The sequence below is a fragment of the Pseudomonas sp. B21-023 genome (assembly GCF_024749165.1).
Taxonomy (GTDB): domain Bacteria; phylum Pseudomonadota; class Gammaproteobacteria; order Pseudomonadales; family Pseudomonadaceae; genus Aquipseudomonas.
Window position 1 is genome coordinate 830,502 of sequence record NZ_CP087190.1, and the last position, 16,887, is coordinate 847,388.

The 16,887-nt window shown below is 65.7% G+C and carries 15 protein-coding genes and 1 pseudogene; 11 read left to right on the forward strand and 5 right to left on the reverse strand.

Going from position 1 to position 16,887, the window contains the following annotated elements:
* Nucleotides 1–185: 185 nt before the first annotated feature.
* The 4 genes from LOY42_RS03760 (at nucleotide 186) to speA (ending at nucleotide 4,571) form a co-directional block, all read left to right on the forward strand.
* Entirely contained in the window at nucleotides 186–1,253 is a 1,068-nt protein-coding gene (locus tag LOY42_RS03760; RefSeq protein WP_102684474.1) for a DUF2333 family protein, read from the forward strand.
* Between the two features lies 1 nt (nucleotide 1,254).
* Complete coding sequence (locus LOY42_RS03765) at nucleotides 1,255–1,791, forward strand: NUDIX hydrolase (RefSeq protein ID WP_258599815.1); 537 nt, start codon at nucleotides 1,255–1,257, stop codon at nucleotides 1,789–1,791.
* Nucleotides 1,792–2,133: 342 nt separating this feature from the next.
* Nucleotides 2,134–2,505, forward strand: coding sequence for a translation initiation factor Sui1 (locus LOY42_RS03770; RefSeq protein WP_023631654.1), 372 nt, complete (start codon nucleotides 2,134–2,136; stop codon nucleotides 2,503–2,505).
* Between the two features lie 152 nt (nucleotides 2,506–2,657).
* Nucleotides 2,658–4,571, forward strand: coding sequence for an arginine decarboxylase (gene speA, locus LOY42_RS03775; protein WP_023631655.1), 1,914 nt, complete (start codon nucleotides 2,658–2,660; stop codon nucleotides 4,569–4,571).
* 123 nt (nucleotides 4,572–4,694) lie between these two features.
* Here the strand turns inward: speA and LOY42_RS03780 are convergent, their stop codons facing one another.
* Complete coding sequence (locus LOY42_RS03780) at nucleotides 4,695–5,582, reverse strand: LysR substrate-binding domain-containing protein (protein WP_102684472.1); 888 nt, start codon at nucleotides 5,580–5,582, stop codon at nucleotides 4,695–4,697.
* Between the two features lie 78 nt (nucleotides 5,583–5,660).
* Between LOY42_RS03780 and LOY42_RS03785 the strand changes: the two genes are divergently transcribed.
* On the forward strand, nucleotides 5,661–6,425 hold the full coding sequence (locus LOY42_RS03785) for a sulfite exporter TauE/SafE family protein (RefSeq protein ID WP_258599817.1): 765 nt from the start codon (nucleotides 5,661–5,663) through the stop codon (nucleotides 6,423–6,425).
* On the opposite strand, the gene LOY42_RS03790 is transcribed toward LOY42_RS03785, so the two are convergent.
* Nucleotides 6,415–6,729 (reverse strand): putative quinol monooxygenase, encoded by a 315-nt coding sequence (locus LOY42_RS03790; RefSeq protein ID WP_102684470.1) that lies wholly within the window; start codon nucleotides 6,727–6,729, stop codon nucleotides 6,415–6,417. The genes LOY42_RS03785 and LOY42_RS03790 overlap by 11 nt on opposite strands.
* A 158-nt stretch (nucleotides 6,730–6,887) precedes the next feature.
* On the opposite strand from LOY42_RS03790, the gene LOY42_RS03795 reads away from it, so the two are divergent.
* From LOY42_RS03795 to ggt, 3 genes are all read left to right on the forward strand, one after another.
* On the forward strand, nucleotides 6,888–7,478 hold the full coding sequence (locus LOY42_RS03795; protein ID WP_046854124.1) for an NAD(P)H-dependent oxidoreductase: 591 nt from the start codon (nucleotides 6,888–6,890) through the stop codon (nucleotides 7,476–7,478).
* A 199-nt stretch (nucleotides 7,479–7,677) separates the two neighbouring features.
* Nucleotides 7,678–8,574, forward strand: a complete 897-nt coding sequence (locus LOY42_RS03800; protein WP_046854125.1) for a LysR family transcriptional regulator — start codon at nucleotides 7,678–7,680, stop codon at nucleotides 8,572–8,574.
* 118 nt (nucleotides 8,575–8,692) lie between these two features.
* The gene (ggt, locus tag LOY42_RS03805; RefSeq protein ID WP_258599818.1) at nucleotides 8,693–10,360 is read left to right on the forward strand and encodes a gamma-glutamyltransferase; all 1,668 of its coding nucleotides are present in this window, start codon (nucleotides 8,693–8,695) and stop codon (nucleotides 10,358–10,360) included.
* A gap of 154 nt (nucleotides 10,361–10,514) precedes the next feature.
* Here ggt and LOY42_RS26535 read toward each other — a convergent pair whose 3' ends face one another.
* From LOY42_RS26535 to LOY42_RS03815, 3 genes and pseudogenes are all read right to left on the reverse strand, one after another.
* A complete protein-coding gene (locus LOY42_RS26535; protein ID WP_371041621.1) occupies nucleotides 10,515–11,378 on the reverse strand; it encodes a methyl-accepting chemotaxis protein in 864 nt (287 codons plus the stop codon).
* A gap of 39 nt (nucleotides 11,379–11,417) precedes the next feature.
* Nucleotides 11,418–12,299: pseudogene (locus tag LOY42_RS26540) on the reverse strand (methyl-accepting chemotaxis protein); the annotation flags it as partial.
* 360 nt (nucleotides 12,300–12,659) lie between these two features.
* Nucleotides 12,660–13,544: a neutral zinc metallopeptidase gene (locus LOY42_RS03815; RefSeq protein ID WP_111533347.1), complete on the reverse strand. Its 885-nt coding sequence runs from the start codon at nucleotides 13,542–13,544 to the stop codon at nucleotides 12,660–12,662.
* 199 nt (nucleotides 13,545–13,743) lie between these two features.
* On the opposite strand from LOY42_RS03815, the gene pcaH reads away from it, so the two are divergent.
* The 3 genes from pcaH (at nucleotide 13,744) to LOY42_RS03830 (ending at nucleotide 16,882) form a co-directional block, all read left to right on the forward strand.
* Nucleotides 13,744–14,463, forward strand: a complete 720-nt coding sequence (gene pcaH / locus LOY42_RS03820) for a protocatechuate 3,4-dioxygenase subunit beta (RefSeq protein ID WP_139668422.1) — start codon at nucleotides 13,744–13,746, stop codon at nucleotides 14,461–14,463.
* A gap of 11 nt (nucleotides 14,464–14,474) precedes the next feature.
* Nucleotides 14,475–15,080 carry a protocatechuate 3,4-dioxygenase subunit alpha gene (gene pcaG, locus LOY42_RS03825; protein WP_102684466.1) on the forward strand — a complete coding sequence of 202 codons (606 nt, stop codon included), beginning with the start codon at nucleotides 14,475–14,477 and terminating at the stop codon, nucleotides 15,078–15,080.
* 242 nt (nucleotides 15,081–15,322) lie between these two features.
* Nucleotides 15,323–16,882, forward strand: a complete 1,560-nt coding sequence (locus LOY42_RS03830) for a collagen-like triple helix repeat-containing protein (RefSeq protein ID WP_258599819.1) — start codon at nucleotides 15,323–15,325, stop codon at nucleotides 16,880–16,882.
* Nucleotides 16,883–16,887: the final 5 nt, after the last annotated feature.

Below are 16,887 nucleotides of genomic sequence, written 5' to 3' on the forward strand. Positions count from 1 at the left end.
CCGACAAGCGAGTGCCTCGGGTCAACAAAGTGTTAAGGGACGGTAATTCAGTTGCTGACCTGTTGGTCGCTTATACGAATGGCGGCGTCTGCTTTATAGTGCTGTCACCTGGGTTTGTCGTGGCACCCTGGCCGAGGCCTGTGGTCCAAACCCTGAACCGTTCGTGACTGATTAAGGACAATGCCATGCTGGATTGGAAAAACCGCGAGGCCAAGGCCGAGCCCCGCGAGCGGGTCGAAACCCGCGGCGCCGCTACCCGTAGCTACGTTGGCGGCCTCTGGAGCCGTGCCCTGGGCACCCTGATCGGCCTCTACCTGCTGGTGTGCATCGGCCTGGGCTGGTACTGGAGCCAGGAGCCCGAGCTGTTCCCGGTGCAGCAGAATGCCCAGGCCGCCGCCGAGCGCAACGGCCAGCAGATGGTGGTTGGCTATACCACCATCGAAACCCTCAAGACCGTCGCCGGCACCCTGCTCGACAAGCCGGGTGGTTACATCTCCAACGACCGCTTCCCGCCAGGGCTGTGGATGGACAACATGCCGAGCTGGGAATACGGCGTGCTGGTCCAGGTGCGTGACCTGTCCCGCGCCCTGCGCAAGGACTTCGCCCGTTCGCAGTCGCAATCGACCGAGGACGCCGACCTGGCCAAGGCCGAACCGCGCTTCAACTTCGACAACAAGAGCTGGATCCTGCCGTCGAGCGAGTCGGAGTTCGAAGAGGGCATCAAGTCGCTGAACCGCTACCAGGTGCGCCTGGCCAAGGGCGACCAGGGCGCGATCTTCTACACCCGCGCCGACAACCTGAACAACTGGCTGGGCGACGTCGCCACCCGCCTGGGCTCGCTGTCGCAGCGCCTGTCGGCCAGTGTCGGCCGGGTCAAGCTCAACAACACCCTGAAGACCGAGTCCGTGGCCCCGGGGCAGGCGCCGCAGGTCGACGAGGAAGTGGTCGAGACTCCATGGCTGCAGATCGACAACGTGTTCTACGAAGCCCGTGGCCAGGCCTGGGCGCTGTCGCACCTGCTGCGCGCCATCGAGGTCGATTTCGCCGACGTGCTGGCGAAGAAGAACGCCACGGTCAGCGTGCGGCAGATCATCCGCGAGCTGGAAGCCTCGCAGGAAGCGCTGTGGAGCCCGATGGTGCTTAACGGCAGCGGTTTCGGCATGTGGGCCAACCACTCGCTGGTGATGGCCAACTACATCTCCCGGGCCAACGCCGCGGTCATCGACCTGCGCCAACTGCTGTCCCAGGGCTGAGATGCCGGTCAATCCTGCCGAGGTCGCGCACCGCGCGGCCTCCGACGCCGAGCTGGTGGCCTGGGTCGATGAGCATGACCAATTGCTCGGCGCCCTGCCACGGGCCGAATTGCGTGAGCGTGGCCTGATCGGGCGCTGTACCTTCATCCTGCTGTTCAACAGCGCGGGCGACCTGTGCGTGCACCGGCGGACCCTGAGCAAAGCGCTGTATCCCGGTTACTGGGATGTGGCGGCGGGGGGAATGGTCGGGGTGCAGGAGTCCTATGCCGAATCGGCGGCCCGGGAGCTGGCGGAGGAACTGGGGGTGAGCGGCGTCGAGCTGCGCTTCCACGAGACGTTCTACTTCGAGCAGCCGGGCAACCGCCTGTGGGGCGCGGTGTTTTCCGCGGTATGGGACGGGGCGTTGCGCCTGCAGCCCGAGGAGGTCAGCGAGGCGCGGTTCACCAGTGTAGAGCAGGCCCTGGCGGAAAGTGCAACACTGCCGTATTGCCCGGACTCGCTGGTGGCGCTGCAGCGTTACCAAGCCGCTTCAGCGTGACGGCATAAGGCCTCATCGCCGGCAAGCCGGCTCCCACCTTGACCGCGGTGGCCTGGAGCCAAGCGCCGGCCCTGTGGGAGCTGGCTTGCCAGCGATGAGGCCGCCACAGGCAATAGCAGTCACTTGCTCCCACAGGTTTCGGAGCCAACCCGCAATGAAGTCGCAAAACTTTCGTAAAATGGCGCAATCCTGTACTTAGCAACAGGCAGATTTATCGTTACACTGCGCGCCCTTTTCGGGCTGCCGCACAACCTTGCGGCAGTAGCGCCGCCCCTGCCAGAGTGGGGCATCGCGGTCGGCTCCCGCCGACCAGTTTTTTGTCCTCGGCACAGAGGAACAAAAGTGGCCAAGAAAGCTTCTTCCTTTTCCGCCCTGGGCGGTCTCGTCTTTTCCACCGATGCCGGTCGGCACTGTCCCGACTGCAGCAAACCGGTGGACGACTGTATCTGCAAGCAGCAGGTCATCCCCGAGGGGGATGGCATTGCCCGCGTGCGCCGTGAAAGCAAAGGCCGTGGCGGCAAGACGGTGACCACCATCACGGGCGTCCCCCTGGCCCTGGAACCGCTCAAGGAGCTCGCCAGCACGCTCAAGCGTCGCTGCGGCACCGGTGGCGCGCTCAAGGATGGGGTCATTGAAATCCAGGGCGATCACGTCGAGCTGTTGCTCGCCGAGCTGATCAAGCAGGGTTTCAAGGCGAAGAAATCCGGCGGCTGAGTGCAGCCGCGCGATTTTTTGCCCAGCGCTTTCTAAACTCGTTCCCGTGGGCAGGGTCTATGCCTGACACGGAAGAATCGTCATTTTCAGTATTTACACTGCCAGCGCCCCGAGGTGGGGCAGTGTTTCGACTTTTCATACAGGGGACTTGAATGTCCGTACGACGCACACGCAAAGACGATGGTAGCCAGTGGACCGTGGCCGACAGCCGCAGTGTTTATGGCATCCGCCATTGGGGCGCAGGTTATTTCGCCATCAATGACGCCGGGCGCGTCGAAGTGCGCCCCAACGGCCCGGACAGCGCGCCGATCGACCTCTTCGAACAGGTCCAGGAACTGCGCCAGAGCGGCCTGTCGCTGCCGCTGCTGGTGCGTTTCCCCGACATCCTGCAGGACCGCGTGCGCCAGCTGACCGGCGCCTTCGATGCCAACATCGCGCGTCTGGAGTACCAGAGCCAGTACACCGCGCTGTACCCGATCAAGGTCAACCAGCAAGAAGCGGTGGTCGAGAACATCATCGCCACCCAGAACGTCTCCATCGGCCTGGAAGCCGGCTCCAAGCCCGAGCTGCTGGCGGTGCTGGCGCTGGCGCCGAAGGGCGGCACCATCGTCTGCAACGGCTACAAGGACCGCGAGTTCATCCGTCTGGCGCTGATGGGCCAGAAGCTCGGCCACAACGTGTTCATCGTGATCGAGAAGGAGTCCGAGGTCGCCCTGGTGATCGAGGAGGCCGCGGAGCTCAAGGTCAAGCCACAGGTCGGCCTGCGCGTGCGCCTGTCGTCGCTGGCGTCGAGCAAGTGGGCCGACACCGGCGGCGAGAAATCCAAGTTCGGCCTGTCCGCCGCCCAGCTGATCTCGGTGGTGCAGCGTTTCCGTGACGCCGGGCTCGACCAGGGCATCCGCCTGCTGCACTTCCACATGGGCTCGCAGATCGCCAACCTGGCCGACTACCAGCACGGCTTCAAGGAAGCTATCCGCTACTACGGCGAATTGCGCGCCCTGGGCCTGCCGGTCGATCACATCGATGTCGGTGGCGGCCTGGGCGTCGACTACGACGGCACCCACTCGCGCAACGCCAGCTCGATCAACTACGACATGGACGACTACGCCGGCGTGGTGGTCGGGATGCTCAAGGAGTTCTGCGACGCGCAGGGCCTGCCGCACCCGCACATCTTCTCCGAGAGCGGCCGCTCGCTCACCGCGCACCACGCCATGCTGGTGATCCAGGTGACCGACGTCGAGAGCCACAACGACGAAGTGCCGACCATCGAAAACAAGGAAAGCCTGCCCGAGACCGTGCAGTGGCTGGCCGACCTGCTCGGCCCGACCGATATCGAGATGGTCACCGAGACCTACTGGCGCGCCACCCACTACATGGGCGACGTGGCCGCGCAGTACGCCGACGGCAAGCTGACCCTGGCCGAGAAGGCCCTGGCCGAGCAGTGCTACTTCGCCGTGTGCCGTCGCCTGCACAACTCGCTCAAGGCCCGCCAGCGCTCGCACCGCCAGGTGCTGGACGAACTCAACGACAAGCTGGCCGACAAGTACATCTGCAACTTCTCGGTGTTCCAGAGCCTGCCGGACACCTGGGCCATCGGCCAGGTACTGCCGATCATCCCGCTGCACCGCCTGGACGAAGAGCCGCTGCGCCGCGCCGTGCTGCAGGACCTGACCTGCGACTCCGACGGCAAGATCAACCAGTACGTCGACGAGCAGAGCATCGAGACCAGCATGCCGGTGCACGCGGTCAAGGAAGGCGAGGACTACCTGCTCGGCGTGTTCCTGGTCGGCGCCTACCAGGAGATCCTCGGCGACATGCACAACCTGTTCGGTGACACCGACTCGGTGAACATCTACCAGAACGCCGATGGCAGCGTGTACCACGCCGGTATCGAGACCCATGACACCATCGAGGACATGCTGCGCTACGTGCACCTGTCGCCGGAGGAGTTGATGACCCACTACCGCGACAAGGTCGCCAGCGCCAGGATCACCGCCCGCGAGCGTACCCAGTACCTCGACGCGCTGCGCCTGGGGCTGACCCGCTCCTCGTACCTGTCGTCCTGATCGTACTGGGCCGCCGCGCGGCCCTTTGGCATGGTGCCGCCGCGCGGCCCTTTGGCATAGTGCCGCCGCGCGGCCCTCTGGCACACGGCTGCCGCCACGGTTGATCACCTGTGGCGGCAGCCTTCAGGCTTTGTTGCCCAAGTGTTCGACAAGCAAGGCGGCGTAGCCAGGCAACGCGCTGAAGTCCCGCGAGCACAGCAGCAAGCTGCGCTTCGCCCAGGCCTCCTGCAAGGCGACCCAGCGCAGCGGCAAGCTGTGCTCCCAGCGTCGCACCGAGGTCAGCGGGACCACGGCCACCCCCGCGCCACCTCCGACCATCCTGATCACCCCATCGAATCCTTCGGCGCGAACGCGCACCTGCATCCGTCTTCCCAGGCGCAGGGCCTGCTCTTCGAGATGCAGCGCCAGGGCGCTGTCGGCACCCAGCCCCACATACCCATGGCCAAGGCTGGCGTTGAAGTCTGCCCGGTCGCTGGCGGCCAGCGGGTGCTCGCGCGGCATCACCAGCACTAGCGGATCGTCGCGAAACGGTCGTGTCTGCAGGGTTGCGCAGGGCGCGGCATTCGAGACGATGCCCAGGTCCGCCATGCCCTGGCTGATCGCCTGGACGATATGCAGGCTGGGCAGTTCCTGGATATCCACGCTTACCCCCGGGTGCTCGGCCAGGTAGCCGGCCAGCAGCTCCGGCAGGTACTCGGTCAGCGCCGCCGTGTTGCACAGCAGGCGCACCTGGCCGTGCAGGCCCTGGGCATAGTGCCCGAGGTCGAATTGCAGGCGCTCGACCTGCTGCGCGATCAGCCGCGCATGCTGCAGCAGGGCTTGGCCGGCGGGCGTGGGCAGCACGCCGCGGCGGTTGCGTTCGAGCAAGGGTATGCCCAGCGAGGCTTCCATGGCGCGAATGCGCGCACTGGCGGCCGGCAGCGAGAGGTGGCTGCGCCGGGCGCCAGCGGTGATGTTGCCGCTTTCGAGGGTGTGCTGGAACAGCTTGAGGTCGATCAGGTCGAAATGCATCTGCCTCTGTCCTGGCAAGAGTCTGCCTGAGTATATGGCAGATTTTCAGCGTGCTGGCCGCACGGCAGGATGGCGGTCATGAGTACCTTCCTGGCGTTTTATCAGAACATCGGTCCGGCGCTGTCATTGCTGGTGATCCTGACCTTCTTCCTGGCCGGCGCGGTCAAGGGCGTCATCGGCCTCGGGTTGCCGACCGTCGCCATGGGCTTGCTTGGCCTGGCTATGCCCCCGGCACAGGCAGCGGCGCTGCTGATCGTGCCATCGACCTTGACCAACCTCTGGCAGCTGGCGGCCGGCGGCCATCTGTTCGCGCTGCTGCGCCGCCTGGGCGGGATGCTGGCGATGATCTTTATCGGCACCTTGCTGGGCAGCGCCTGGCTGGGGATCGACAGCGGTCCGTGGGCGGCCCATGGCCTGGGCGCCGCGTTGCTGGTCTATGCCCTCTATGGGCTGGTCGGCCCAGGGCTGCGCGTGGCCCCGGCCAGGGAGCCCTGGCTGGGGCCGCTCTGCGGGTTACTCACCGGTGTGGTGACGGCCGCCACCGGCGTGTTCGTCATGCCCGCGGTGCCCTACCTGCAGGGCCTGGGCCTGAGCCGTGACGAGCTGGTCCAGGCGCTGGGCCTGTCGTTCACCGTCTCGACCCTGGCCCTGGCGGTCGGCCTGGCCGGGCAGGATGCCCTGGGTGGCCAGGCGCTGGGGGCTTCACTGCTGGTGTTGGCGCCGGCGTTGCTGGGCATGTTCGCCGGCCAGTGGCTGCGCGGACGGATCAGCGCAGCGCTGTTCAAGCGCTGCTTCCTCATCGGCCTTGCGCTGCTGGGCGGGCACCTGCTGGTCAACGGCTAGCGGACGAAGCGCTGAGCATGTCGATCATCTGGATGTCGAAATCGCGCTCCAGGTAATCCATGCGTTTATCGAAGAATGCACGCATATGCGGCAGTGCCGAATGCACGTCCAGCGCGTCCTTGTTTGCCCAGACCTCGAAAAACACGAACAGGGTCGGGTCTGCCTTGTCGCGCAGCATGTGGTACTCGATGCAACCCGGCTCCTGGCGGCTCGGCTCCACGTAAGGACGGAACAGCTGTTCGAAGGCCTCGGCCTGCTCCGGGCGGGTCTTGGCTTTGAGGATGAAGGCGTATTGCTCGGTCATGGGGAAGCGCTCTGTAAGGGGAGTGAGCAAATTCTAAATCAACAATATGTTTACCATTCGTGATTTGCAGGCAAAAGAATTTTGCCCAGCCCTGGCTGTTTCCCGGGTGCCCGGTTGCCTAACCTGCCGGCAACTTCACTTACAGGGCTGACCCTCCCATGAAAAAGATTCTCCTGCTCAATGGCGGCAAACGCTTCGCCCACTCCGATGGCCGTCTCAACCAGACCCTGCACGATGCCGCACTGGCCCATCTGGACCGCGCCGGTTTCGATGTGCGGGAAACCTTCATCGACGGCGGTTACGACGTCCAGGCCGAGGTGGAGAAATTCCTCTGGGCGGACGTGGTGATCTACCAGATGCCGGGTTGGTGGATGGGCGCGCCATGGACCGTGAAGAAGTATATCGACGATGTGTTCACCGCCGGCCACGGCAGCCTGTACGCCAATGATGGCCGTACCCGCTCCGACGCCTCGCAGAAGTACGGCAGCGGTGGCCTGGTGCAGGGCAAGCAATACATGCTGTCGCTCACCTGGAACGCGCCGCAGCAGGCGTTCGATGACCCCAGCGATTTCTTCGAGGGCAAGGGCGTGGACGCGGTGTACTTCCCGTTCCACAAGGCCAACCAGTTCCTCGGCATGACGGGCCTGCCGACCTACCTGGCCGTCGATGTGATGAAGCGGCCGGATGTGCCGGCGGCGCTGGCGGCTTATGAGCAGCATCTGGACCAGGTGTTTGGCAAGGCTCAATGACAGCGCGGCTCCAACTGTCTTGTTGTTCCTGCACGGGCCTCTCGCCGGCAAGCCGGCTCCCACAAGATGGCGCATGGCTCAAGGCTGAAGCGCACGGTGTGGGAGCCGGCTTGCCGGCGAAAGGGGCGCGTAGCGGCCCCTTGCGCGGTTGCTGCCCAACCGCTATGAATCACGGCATCCACCTGCCAAGGCCATCCGCGTGAAAACCCGATCCGAAGAACTCCAGGTATTCGTCGCCGTCATCGACAGCGGCTCGATCTCCGCCGCTGCGGAGCAGATCGGCCAGACGCCCTCCGCAGTCAGCCGCACCCTGTCGCGCCTGGAGGGCAAACTCGGCACCACGCTGGTCAACCGCACCACGCGGCGCATGGACCTGACCGAGGAAGGGCGTTTCTTCCTGGAGCGCGCCCGGGCGATTCTCGAGCAGATGGACGACATGGAAGAGCGCCTGTCGCTGAACCGCCAGACCCCGACCGGGCGCCTGCGCATCAACGCCGCCGCGCCGTTCATGCTGCACGCGATCCTGCCGTGGATCGGCGAGTTCCGCCAGCAGTACCCCGGCATCGAGCTGGAGTTGAACACCGACGACCTGATCATCGACCTGCTGGAGCAAAGCACCGACGTGGCCATCCGCATCGGCGAACTGGCCGACTCCAGTCTGCACGCCCGTTCGCTCGGCTGCAGCCCGGTGCAGGTGCTTGCCAGCCCCGACTACCTGGCCCGGCACGGCACGCCGCAGCGGGTCGAAGATCTCGAGGCCCATTGCCTGCTCGGCTTCAGCTCCCTCGAGTCGCTCAACCAGTGGCCACTGCGCCATGCCCAGGGCGACCGCTGGGCAATCCGCCCGCAGCTGGTCGCCTCGAGCGGCGAAACCCTGCGCCAGCTGGCCATTGCCGGCGAGGGCATCGTCAGCCTGTCGCACTTCATGACCCACGAGGACATCCGCGCCGGCCGCCTGAACGTGATCCTGGCCGAGCACAACAATGGCTATCGCCAGCCGATCCATGCGGTCTACTACCGCAACACCCAGCTGGCCCTGCGCATCCAGTGCTTCCTCGATTTCATCCAGAAAAAGCTGGCCGTCTACGCCTGCTGAGTTGCCTGAACGCGACAGGGTCTGCCCGACGGCGGCGCGAAACGACCGGGGTGTTTGCTTAGTTACAGGGCTTCGGCCTTAATGACTGATCAACAAAAACAACACCAAGGAAGTGCGCATGCGTATTGTCATGTTCCAGCCCCTGGCCCTCGGGGCCGCGATCCTGAGCTGCTCCTCTGCCTTCGCCGTGACGCTGGAAGGCGGCGCGGTGGCCGCGCCTGATCAATATGGCGCACAGGTGGCCACCGACATCCTCAAGAAGGGCGGCAACGCGGTGGACGCCGCCGTCGCCACCGCCTTCACCCTGGCCGTGACCTACCCCGAGGCCGGCAACATCGGCGGCGGTGGCTTCATGACCCTGTTCGTCGACGGCAAGCCTTACTTCCTCGACTACCGCGAAGTGGCGCCCAAGGCCGCGACCAAGACCATGTACCTGGACGACAAGGGCGAGGTGATCGAGAACCTCAGCCTGGTCGGCGTGCGCGCCGCCGGTGTGCCGGGCACGGTGATGGGGTTGTGGGAGGCGCACCAGAAGTTCGGCAAGCTCGAGTGGAGCGAGCTGCTGACCCCGGCCATCGGCTATGCGAAGAACGGTTTCAAGATTGCCCAGAAGCAATACCAGTACCGTGACGACGCCCAGGGCCTGTTCAAGACCGCGACCAATTTCAACGACTACTTCGGCAGCATGAAGGTCGGCGAGCTGTTCAAGCAGCCAGAGCTGGCGCAGACCCTCGAGCGCATTGCCGACAAGGGCGTCAGCGAGTTCTACCAGGGCAAGACCGCCGACTTGCTGGTGGCGCAGATGCAGGCCGACAAGGGCTTGATCAGCAAGGACGACCTCAAGGACTACAAGGCCGTGTGGCGTGACCCGATCGCCATCAGCTGGCGCGGCAACGTGGTCTACACCGCGCCGCCGCCAAGCTCCGGCGGCGTCGCCCTGGCCCAGCTGCTGGGCATCAAGGAAGACCGCGCGGCGGACTTCAAGGGCGTCGAGCACAACTCGGCCAAGTACATCCACCTGCTGGCCGAGATCGAGAAGCGCGTGTTCGCCGACCGCGCCGACTATCTCGGCGATCCGGCCTTCACCAAGGTCCCGGTCGACCAGCTGGTGGCCAAGGGTTACCTGGCCAAGCGTGCCGCCCAGGTCAACCCGAACGCGATTTCCGCAACCGACCAGGTCAAGCCGGGGCTGGAGCCGCACCAGACCACGCACTTCTCCATCGTCGACAAACAAGGCAACGCGGTGAGCAACACCTACACCCTCAACCTCGACTACGGCAGCGGCGTGGTGGTCAAGGGCGCAGGCTTCCTGCTCAACGACGAGATGGACGACTTCAGCGCCAAGCCGGGCGCGGCCAACGCCTTTGGCGTGGTCGGCGGCGACGCCAATGCCATCGCGCCGGGCAAGCGCATGCTCTCGTCGATGAGCCCGAGCCTGGTGGCGCGTGACGGCAAGGTGGTGCTGGTGCTGGGCACCCCGGGCGGTTCGCGGATCTTCACCTCGATCTTCCAGGTGATGAACAACCTGTACGACTTCGGCATGCCGCTGGAGAAGGCCGTGGCGGCGCAGCGCGTGCATCACCAGTTGCTGCCCAAGGACACCATCTACTTCGACAGCTATGCGCCGCTCAAGGGGCAGGTGGCTGATGACCTGAAGAAGATGGGCTACGTGCTGGAGGACCAGGGCTGGGAGATGGGCGACATCCAGGCGATCCGGGTGACCGGCGAGAAGCTGGAGACGGCGTCTGATCCGCGTGGGCGTGGGGTGGGGATGATCGTCAAGTAACAGCAGTCGGGGCTGCTGTGCAGCCCATCGCCGGCAAGCCGGCTTCCACAGGGATAGCGCTTGACTTGAAGGCAGCGCGGTCGGTGTGGGAGCCGGCTTGTCGTGGCGACGAACCGCGGCGATGGGCCGCGCAGCGGCCCCGTTGTTACCTATGTCAGACGCGGAACTGGCTGACCAGGGTCTGCAGGTGGCCACCCAGGCGCGCCAGCTCGACGCTGGAGGCGGCGGTCTCGTCGCTGGCCGCGGCGGTCTGTTCCGACACGTCGCGCACGTTGAGGATGCTGCGGCTGATCTCTTCGGCCACGGCGCTCTGCTGCTCGGCGGCGGCGGCGATCTGCTGGTTCATCGACTGGATGTTCGACACCGTACGGGTGATGCTCTCCAGCGAACCACCGGCCTTGCGTGCCAGCTCGACACTGCTGTCGGTCAGGTTGCGGCTGCCGTTCATCACCTCGGCGACCTGCTGGGTGCCGTGCTGCAGGCTGGCGATCAGGCCTTCGATTTCCTCGGTGGACTGCTGGGTGCGCTGGGCCAGGCCACGCACTTCGTCGGCGACCACGGCGAAACCACGCCCGGCCTCGCCGGCACGGGCCGCCTCGATGGCGGCGTTGAGCGCCAGCAGGTTGGTCTGCTCGGCGACCGACTTGATCACGTCCATGACGCTGCCGATCTTCTGGCTTTCCTGCTGCAGCAGGGTCATGGCCTCGGTGGAACGGTGCACTTCGTGGGCCAGGCGCTCGATCTGGCTGATCGCTTCACCCACTACCTTGTCGCCAACACGGGCTTCGTCGTCGGCGTTGGTCGCGGCATGGGAGGCTTGTTCGGCGTTGCGCGCGACTTCCTGCACGGTGGCGGCCATTTCGTGCATGGCGGTGGCCACCTGGTCGGTCTCGACCTTCTGGCTGTTGGCGCCGGCGCTGGTCTGCTCGGTCACCGCCGACAGCTCCTCGGCGGCGCTGGCGATCTGGGTCACGCCGTCGCGGATGCCGGTGATCAGGTCACGCAGGGTGGTGCCCATGCGTGCGATGCCTTGCTGCAGGGCACCCAGTTCGTCGCGGCGGGTGACGCGCAGTTGCTGGGTGAGGTCGCCGCTGGCGATGCGGTTGACCACGTCCATGGTCTCGCGCAGCGGGCGGGTGATCTGGCGGGTGATGATGAACGCGGCGAGCACGCCGACCAGCAGCGCCAGCAGGGTGGCGGAAGTCTGCAGGCTGCGGGCCTGGACGCTTTCGGCGTCACGGCGCTCGATCTGGATCTTGTACAGCTCGTCGCTGCGCTTGACGATGTCGGCGCCCTGCACGGTCATTTCAGCACGGGCCACGCCAATGGCGGCAGTGGCGTCGCGGAACTGACGCACGGCGTCGCGGTAGGCGAGCACGGCGCTTTCGAATTGCTGGATGCGTGAGGCTTCGGCCGGCAGCTGGCGCTTGAGGCTGTCGATTTCGTTGAGGGCGTTTTCCAGCTGGCGCAGGGCGGCCTGCTCGGCTTCGCTGGTCAGGTCGGCGATGTAGCTGCGCACGTCCAGGCGCACTTGCACCAGCTGCTGCTTGGCCTTGCTGATCAGCAGGTACTGGGCCAGGCGGCTGGCGTCGCTTTCGCTGCTGGACAGCACGGTGCTGCCGATTGCCTCGATGGCGTCATTGGCGCGGGCCGCGGCCTGGTTCATCGACTCACGGGCGGCGAGGGTGGTCTTGTAGCCCTGGCGCATCTTTTCCAGCGAAACCCGGTATTCGCTGATGCTCTGGCCCTGCTCGCGCAGCAGCTTGAGGTTTTCGGGGCTCTTGAAGGTGTTGACCAGGTGCTGCTGCTGGCTGCCGAAGGCGTCGAGCTTGGCCTGGACGTTGGCCGCCGAGGCGTCGTCGCCGTTGGTCAGCATCCACTGCAGACGGGCCACGCGCAGGTTGGTCAGGTCACTGTTGAGCTGGGTGATGTCGCTCATCCAGTTGCTGCGGTCGATAAGGCTGCCCAGGCTGTTCCAGCCGGTCAGGGCCAGCAGGCCGGTCAGGACCAGGACCAGGCCGAAGCCCAGGCCGAGTTTGAGGTTGACGCTGATATTGGCGAACCAACTGTTCATGCACGCTCTCCCAGAGAATGATTTCGCTCACTTGATCTCAAAAGCTGGGCGTTGTTGTTGTCAGATAGCCCACAGATTTGTGTAGGACTTATCGGCAAAGAGGGGAGAAGCTGAAACGCTTTTTCAGCAAATTTGTAACTTGTTGAATACGTTTATGTTTTTGACGTTGTCATTCGCGGGTGAGCCGGCTCCACGGCAGGAGCCGGCTCGCCGCCGATGGCGATTTCAGAGGCTACGCGCGCTGAACGTGTCGCACTGGTTCAGGTCGCCGCTGGAAAACCCGGCCTTGAACCAGCGCACGCGCTGCTGCGAGGTGCCATGGGTGAACGAGTCGGGCACCACGCGGCCCTGGCCCTGCTGTTGCAGCCGATCGTCACCGATGGCGTTGGCGGCATTCAATGCCTCCTCGACGTCTCCCGGCTCCAGCCAGTTCAGGCGTTTCTGCGCCTGGTAGGCCCAGACCCCGGCCAGGCAGTCGGCCTGCAGCTCCTGGCGCACCAGCAGGCCATTGTCGCCTTCCATGCGCTGGCCATTGCGCCGTGCGGCGTCGACCTTGGCCGAGACGCCGAGCAGGGTTTGCACGTGGTGGCCGATCTCGTGGGCGATGACATAGGCCTGGGCGAAGTCGCCGGCGGCTTTGAAGCGGGTTTCCATTTCGCGGAAGAAGGTCATGTCCAGGTACACGCGCTGGTCGCCGGGGCAATAGAACGGCCCGACCGCCGAGGAGGCGAAGCCGCAGGCGGAGTTGACCTGGCCGCTGAACAGCACCAGCTTGGGGTCGCGGTACTGTTTGCCGGCCTGGGCGAACAGCGCCTTCCAGGTGTCCTCGGTGTCGCCGAGGACCGAGGCGACGAACTCGGCCTGCTCGTCGTTGGCCGGCGGTGCCTTGCCGTCGACGTTGGCCGGGGCGGTCTGTTGCTGTTCCATCTGCCCGGCCAGCTGGCCGAGGATCTGCAGCGGGTCTTGCCCGGTGAGCCAGCCAATGCCCACGATCAGCAGGATGGCGCCGAGCCCAAGGCCCTTGCCGCCGCCGAAACGCATGCCGCCGCCACCCCCTGCGCCGCGGGCATCGACCACGTTGTCGCTGCGTCGGCCTTTTCGCCATTCCATGTAGAGCTCTCCGGTTGCTGAAACATGAAGTCCAAGATTAGTTCAGCGCTGACCGAGGTGTATCCCCCGTCGCTGATGCATAACCAAATGGTTATGCCATGGACCGCTGAATTCAATATTCATCCCTTCGCACCTGCCGGAAACTGCAAGTCCGCCTGCCACGCCCAGGCGTTCGATAATTCCAAGAGAGGAAACCGGCATGCCCGCCCAGGACACCAGCCGCTTCGTGATCCGTGATCGCAACTGGCACCCCAAGGCCTTAACCCCCGACTACAAGACCTCGGTGGCGCGCTCCCCGCGCCAGGCGCTGGTCAGCATCCCGCAGTCGATCAGCGAAAGCACCGGCCCGGACTTTTCCCACCTGCGCTTCGGCGAGCACGACCATGACCTGCTGCTCAACTTCAACCAGGGTGGCCTGCCCATCGGCGAGCGCATCATCGTTGCCGGGCGGGTGGTCGACCAGTACGGCAAGCCGGTGCCCAACACCCTGGTGGAAATGTGGCAGGCCAATGCCGGTGGCCGTTACCGGCACAAGAACGACCGCTACCTGGCACCGCTGGACCCGAACTTCGGCGGTGTCGGCCGCTGCCTGACCGACCGCGACGGCTACTACAGTTTCCGCACCATCAAGCCCGGCCCGTACCCCTGGCGCAACGGCCCCAACGACTGGCGCCCGGCGCATATCCATTTCTCCATCAGCGGCCCGTCGATCGCCACCAAGCTGATCACCCAGTTGTACTTCGAGGGCGACCCGCTGATCCCGCTGTGCCCGATCGTCAAGTCGATCGCCAACCCGGACGCCGTCGAACGGCTGATCGCCAGGCTCGACATGAGCCATGCCAACCCTATGGATTGCCTGGCCTACCGCTTTGACATCGTCCTGCGCGGCCAGCGCCAGACCCACTTCGAAAACCGCTGAGGAGGCCCGTCATGCCTATCGAACTGCTGCCGGAAACCCCTTCGCAGACTGCCGGCCCCTATGTGCACATCGGCCTTGCCCTGGAGGCGGCCGGCAACCCGACCCGTGACCAGGAAATCTGGAACTGCCTGGCCCGGCCCGATGCCCCGGGCGAGCATATCCTGCTGATCGGCCAGGTGTACGACGGCAATGGCCACCTGGTGCGCGACTCGTTCCTGGAGGTGTGGCAGGCCGACGCCGAGGGGCGCTACCAGGACGAGTACCACCTCGAGAACGCCTTCAACAGCTTCGGGCGCACCGCCACCACCTTCGATGCCGGCGAATGGACCCTGCACACGGTCAAGCCGGGGGTGGTGAACAACGCCGCAGGCGTGCCGATGGCCCCGCACATCAACATCAGCCTGTTTGCCCGGGGCATCAATATCCACCTGCATACCCGGCTGTACTTTGATGACGAAGCCGAGGCGAACGCCAGCTGTCCGGTGCTGAACCTGATCGAGCAGCCGCAGCGGCGCGAGACCTTGATCGCCCGGCGCTGTGAAGTGGACGGCAAGACGGCGTACCGCTTCGACATCCGTATCCAGGGCGAGGGGGAGACGGTGTTCTTCGACTTCTGATGCCCCCGGTCGGCAAGCCCGGCAACACTGGCCGGGCTTGCCGCTTGTACTAATGAGTTACGACTAGTCCTTTCGTGTCGTATCGCTGCGCGCGTCGTCAAACCACTGAAATTCTGGTTGTTTTCCCGCCCTCATTGCCCCTGCCACAGGTACTAACACCAAGTTGTGAGCTACCCGATTCGGCGCCGTGCGCTTTCACTGCTGTTGTGAGCAAAACAATCAGCAGCAGCGGGAGTCCTTCCATGAACACTCAAGCGTGGATCAAGGCGGCAACGGCGCTGACGATGGCCGTGAGTCTGGGCCTTGCCGGTTGCAGCAGCGGCGGCGGCGGGCATCACAGCGAGGTCGATGGTTCGTCGTCCGATGGCGGCGCAGGGGCCGGAGCCGGTGGTGGCGGGGGCGATGGTACGGGCGGCAGTGGCAGTGGCAGTGGTGGTGGCGGTAGCGGTGGCACCACGTCCCCGGGTGATGGCAGCGCCGGTACCGGTGGCGGCGGCGGTGGCGGCACTGGCGGCGGCAGCACGCCTGGTGGCGGTGACGGCGGCACGGGCGGTGGCACCACACCCACTGCGCTGGTCACCGGCCAGGTGGTCGACCAGTTGGGCAATACCGTGTCCGGGGTCGGTGACGGCGTGAGCAATCTCGGCCAGGTGATCGGTGCGCTGCCCATTGCCGGCAATACTTCTTTGAGCGGTGGTGTGGGCACGCTGGTGTCCTCCGCCGGCAACGCTGTGAACAGCGTCGGAGGCGGCTTGAGCGAGGGCCTGGGGCAACTGGGTACCGGCAACAATGCCGTGGGCACCACGGTGGGCGTGGTCGGTGCGGCCACCGCCGACCTAGGCGGCGGTGTCTCCGGCCTCGGCCAGGGCGTGGCCGGGCTGGCCAGCAGCGGGCCGGTCGAGCAGGTGCCGGTGGTCAACCAACTGGTTGCCGGGGCCGGCCAAGGCGTCGACCGGGTCGGCCAGGCTGTGACCATGCTCGGTGACACCCTGTCGCCGGTCGGCACCAGCGGCCCGCTCGCCGGGGCGACCCAAGGCGTGAGCGATGCCTTGGTGCCGGTGGTCTCGCTGGTGGAAAACACGGCGGCCAATGCCACGCGGCAGACCGGGCTCGCCGGCCCGCTGAACCAGGCGCTGAACCAGACTGGTGGTGCCCTGAACCAGGCCGGCCAGCAACTGGCGGGTAACGGCAACCCGTTGAGCAGCACGCTCGGGCAGGCGGTGGCCAATACCGGCACCGCGGTCAGCACGGCGAGCGGGCTGGCCCCTGTTACCGGCGGCCCACGCAGCGGCCTGCTGGAAACCGTCGGCGGCGTGGTGGCCGGTGCCGGCAGTGGGCTGACGGCAAGCACCGCCAGCCCGACCGTGAGCGGTATCGGCGGCACTTCGGTGCAGGCGGGCAATACCGTCGCCAGCCTGGGCACGGTGCTCGGTGGCAACGGCGTGGCCAACAGTGCTGCCGGGGCGCCGGTCGCGGCGCTGACCCAACAGGTGGGCAGCGGCCTCAACCCGGTGGTCGCCGGTGTATCCAGCGTGACTCAGCAAGTCGGCGCCAGTACCGGCGTCGGCGCACCCGTGGCGGGGTTGCTGAACCAGGTCGGCGGCGCGGTGGGCTCTGCCGGTACGCAACTGGCCGGTGCCACAGGCAGCCCCGTCGTCAGCCAGGTCGGTGCGACAGTGACCGCAGTCGGGGCCACGCTCGGTCAGGCGGGCACCTTGGTCAATGGCGGCGGCACACCGGTCAGTGGTCTTGGTGGCGCGCTGAGTGGTGTGTCAGGGGCTCTGGCAGGCGGGCAGCGCTGACGCCA

What these genes read in the sequence shown, in the direction of transcription:
- LOY42_RS03760 (WP_102684474.1), top strand. Translation starts at nt 186, where the DNA reads ATGCTGGATTGGAAAAACCGCGAGGCCAAGGCCGAGCCCCGCGAGCGG.
- LOY42_RS03765 (WP_258599815.1), top strand. Translation starts at nt 1,255, where the DNA reads ATGCCGGTCAATCCTGCCGAGGTCGCGCACCGCGCGGCCTCCGACGCC.
- speA (WP_023631655.1), top strand. Translation starts at nt 2,658, where the DNA reads ATGTCCGTACGACGCACACGCAAAGACGATGGTAGCCAGTGGACCGTG.
- LOY42_RS03780 (WP_102684472.1), bottom strand. Translation starts at nt 5,582, where the DNA reads ATGCATTTCGACCTGATCGACCTCAAGCTGTTCCAGCACACCCTCGAA.
- LOY42_RS03785 (WP_258599817.1), top strand. Translation starts at nt 5,661, where the DNA reads ATGAGTACCTTCCTGGCGTTTTATCAGAACATCGGTCCGGCGCTGTCA.
- LOY42_RS03790 (WP_102684470.1), bottom strand. Translation starts at nt 6,729, where the DNA reads ATGACCGAGCAATACGCCTTCATCCTCAAAGCCAAGACCCGCCCGGAG.
- LOY42_RS03795 (WP_046854124.1), top strand. Translation starts at nt 6,888, where the DNA reads ATGAAAAAGATTCTCCTGCTCAATGGCGGCAAACGCTTCGCCCACTCC.
- ggt (WP_258599818.1), top strand. Translation starts at nt 8,693, where the DNA reads ATGCGTATTGTCATGTTCCAGCCCCTGGCCCTCGGGGCCGCGATCCTG.
- LOY42_RS26535 (WP_371041621.1), bottom strand. Translation starts at nt 11,378, where the DNA reads ATGGGCACCACCCTGCGTGACCTGATCACCGGCATCCGCGACGGCGTG.
- LOY42_RS03815 (WP_111533347.1), bottom strand. Translation starts at nt 13,544, where the DNA reads ATGGAATGGCGAAAAGGCCGACGCAGCGACAACGTGGTCGATGCCCGC.
- pcaH (WP_139668422.1), top strand. Translation starts at nt 13,744, where the DNA reads ATGCCCGCCCAGGACACCAGCCGCTTCGTGATCCGTGATCGCAACTGG.
- pcaG (WP_102684466.1), top strand. Translation starts at nt 14,475, where the DNA reads ATGCCTATCGAACTGCTGCCGGAAACCCCTTCGCAGACTGCCGGCCCC.
- LOY42_RS03830 (WP_258599819.1), top strand. Translation starts at nt 15,323, where the DNA reads ATGAACACTCAAGCGTGGATCAAGGCGGCAACGGCGCTGACGATGGCC.